General features: G+C 34.9%; 2 protein-coding genes and 2 pseudogenes. All 4 read right to left on the reverse strand.

Annotated features, from left to right (window positions below; all coding sequences use genetic code 11):
- A pseudogene (locus DR017_RS03905) lies at nucleotides 1-372 on the reverse strand (DUF3828 domain-containing protein); the annotation flags it as partial.
- A 237-nt stretch (nucleotides 373-609) separates the two neighbouring features.
- Nucleotides 610-1,128, reverse strand: coding sequence for a hypothetical protein (locus tag DR017_RS03910; protein WP_111944739.1), 519 nt, complete (start codon nucleotides 1,126-1,128; stop codon nucleotides 610-612).
- Nucleotides 1,129-1,474: 346 nt separating this feature from the next.
- A complete protein-coding gene (locus tag DR017_RS03920) occupies nucleotides 1,475-2,293 on the reverse strand; it encodes a RagB/SusD family nutrient uptake outer membrane protein (protein WP_256587530.1) in 819 nt (272 codons plus the stop codon).
- A 100-nt stretch (nucleotides 2,294-2,393) separates the two neighbouring features.
- Nucleotides 2,394-3,020 (reverse strand): annotated as a pseudogene (locus DR017_RS14475) (SusC/RagA family protein); the annotation flags it as partial.

The raw sequence follows: 3,020 nt of genomic DNA on the forward strand, positions 1-3,020 counted from the left end.
TTCTATGAAAACATCTTGGGCATTTACAATAAGATCCATATCTAGATCTTCCGAGGGCTCTATTTTTTTTATTAATTTATTTGATAAATATCTTTTCTTAATTCTTATCAATTCTTCTTGACAATCAGGACAAAGCATTTTATCTTGCAGCCTGATATACTTGTCATAAAATTCTAAAATCATCTTTGTAGCTTCATCAGTTTCTTCTTTAGGCACTTGAATTGGTGCAATTGTATCTTTTTCTACTATGGTATCTCTTTGATAGAGGAAATAGTATCTCTAATATCATCAGAAGATGATACTTGGGTATTGTTATTATTGCAAGAAAACAACAATAAACACGCCGAAATAAAAATAATAAATCTTTACCATCTGAATATTTTAAAATTGAGGTATCTATTTAGCTACATACTAATTGACTTTGGGAAACGGGAGAACGTTCTACAATTCTTTTCTCCAACCTCTACTTTTATAGGGCTTTTACTCACTTCAACTTGCTTACTTTCAAAACTAAGTTCAAAAGTATTCGTTTCTTTCTTGCCTGCGTAGGCTTCTACTTTTATGTAATAATTTTGTGTTTCTGAATCTTCTTTTTAATCCACTTGATCTTCATAGGTATAATACTTTAATCCTGAATCTTTTACTTTTTCTTTTTTCAATATAAAAATCTGGGTCATCTTCTATTACATCATTTGTTATAGAAAAATATTTATCTTTTCTTTTGATATGATAAGTATATCTATTGCTGTATATGTTACCCCACTCATATAATTTTGGGTCATCCTCATACTGAGACTCTTCCCCTATATGTATGTTTACTACCCCTGAAATAGTATCTATTTTATTGATTTTTAAAAGAAACCAATCCATCGATATTTTATCTATCAAAAGATTGTCTCTAATCTCTACATAACTAAAAGTGTCTATTTCAAGCCTTTTATGGTCTTCATTAAAGAGAACACGATAATATAACTTTGTGAGGTTATACTTAGTTTTTTGAGGTATAGGACTTTTATATGGTTCTCTTATTGTATCTTCTTCTGTTAAGTAAGTTGAACTATCATAATTTACTCTGTTTTTACAAGATATTATTGAGATTGCAACAAATAGTATTATAATTCTTTTCATATTTTTTAATACATCTCCCCATTGCTCGCTTGATAACAATGTTGCTTAAACATTTCCAATCTATTATTCAGTTTGAACTTTAATAAAATAATAATCTAAATAATCTCTCATATAATCCTCTATCCATTCTTTTTGTAATCTATCATTAGATAGTAGGTTGTAATAGGCTTTCTTTAAATTTTTATTTGACACATTATATAATTTATAACATTTAGACACTATCAAATAACCATTATAATAACTATTCTGAACACCTTCAAATCTCTTTTTGTATTTTGTTGTGATAAGTCTCTAACACCTTCTTTATTTCTTCTTTTTCGAAAATCGGGGTAATGGTTCTAGATGATTAAATGTGGTTGAGTTGAAACAAGTCGGCATAATTAGGTACTAATGAAAAGCCTGCTCCTATCACCGCATCGCAATACTGAATGGTTTTGTTGTAGTCGCGTATAGGTTTTTCGGCATATACGTGCGCTAAAAGAGCATTAGCTACTGCCTTGCTAAAGATAAACTTATTGGCAGTATTTACAGCAGGTGCATCGTTTACAGCCGCTTCTAAGTTTTCTTTGATAGTGCTGTATACTTCGGCTACTGAACTACGAGGAGGGAAAAGTTTAGCATAAGTCTCTCCGATATTATCGGAAGTAATGGTAGGGATATCCTCAGAAGGGATAGGCACTTCTCCCCAAAGACGCGTCATATCAAAAAGCAACCACGCTTTGAAAATACGAGCTTCAGCTTTCCACTGTTTGCGTTCGCTATCACTAAGAGAAGCATCGGGCACTTTATCTACATTGGCAATCACTACGTTCGCTAAGTTGATACCTTCTAAGTATTTTTGCCAGTCGCGAGTGATATTCTTGTTAGAAGGGTCTTGGCTATTTTGTTCGATAGAAGTAATAGGAGCATCGGTTCCACCTGCGTAAGCATTATCGGCACGTACTTCAGTATTCATCAGTAAGTCGAGCGTCCAAAACTCTTGCGCACTTCCTTGTATAAAGGTGTAGATAGCCTCATAACGAGCTTTCATCTGAGCTTTGGTTTCAATGGTAGTCCCTCCTTTACCGTTCATATTCTTCTCGTTGAAATCGGAGATAGGGTCTTTATCTAAACTGCACGCCGTTAGAGCTACCAACGAAAGTGCAAGGTATATATATTTTTTCATTTTTGTATAGGTTTATTAGCCCCCGCCCCCCCGAAGGGGGAGAATCCGCAAAGGCGAACTATTAGGGGTAAGTATATTAATAAATGAATGAAAGTTTTTCTTAAAACTCAATGTTTAAGCCAAAAATAAAAGATTTGGTTTGAGGATAGGTACCCCAGTCGATACCCATAGTAGGACCAGAGAGTCCTTCGTTTACTTCGGGGTCAAAGCCTTTGTAGTTAGTAAGTGTCCAAAGGTTTTGAGCGGTGAAGTAAGGTTGTATCTGCGAATACCGTATTTTTCTAAGGCATCTACAGGTACATTATAGGCTAAAGTAAGCGTTTTGAGGCGCAAGTAGGAACCGTCTTCCACCCAACGAGATGATGCTTTGATGTTATCGGTACTTTTTACCGCACGAGGGATATCGGTAACATCACCTGGTTTTCTCCAACGGTTGAGTACTGCTGTTGATTGGTTTTTACCATCGTACATACCTTCAGTTTCTATACGAGAAGCGTTGTAGATATCATTGCCATAAGAACCTTGGAAGAAGACACTCAAAGTAAAGTTTTTATAAGCGAAGTCATTGGTAAGTCCAAAGGTAAATCGGGGTTAGGGTCGCCTATATAAGTTTTATCGGATACGCTAATTCTACCATCGCCATTGAGATCTTTGTATTTGATATCACCTGTTTGTGGGTCTACACCATCACTTACCAATCCCCAGAACTTACCTAAAGGTTGTCCTT

Origin of the sequence: Capnocytophaga sputigena (assembly GCF_900446695.1) — a bacterium.
Classification (GTDB): domain Bacteria; phylum Bacteroidota; class Bacteroidia; order Flavobacteriales; family Flavobacteriaceae; genus Capnocytophaga; species Capnocytophaga sputigena.

Coding starts and splice junctions, on each gene's coding strand:
- DR017_RS03910 (WP_111944739.1), bottom strand. CDS start 1,128: ATGAAAAGAATTATAATACTATTTGTTGCAATCTCAATAATATCTTGT.
- DR017_RS03920 (WP_256587530.1), bottom strand. CDS start 2,293: ATGAAAAAATATATATACCTTGCACTTTCGTTGGTAGCTCTAACGGCG.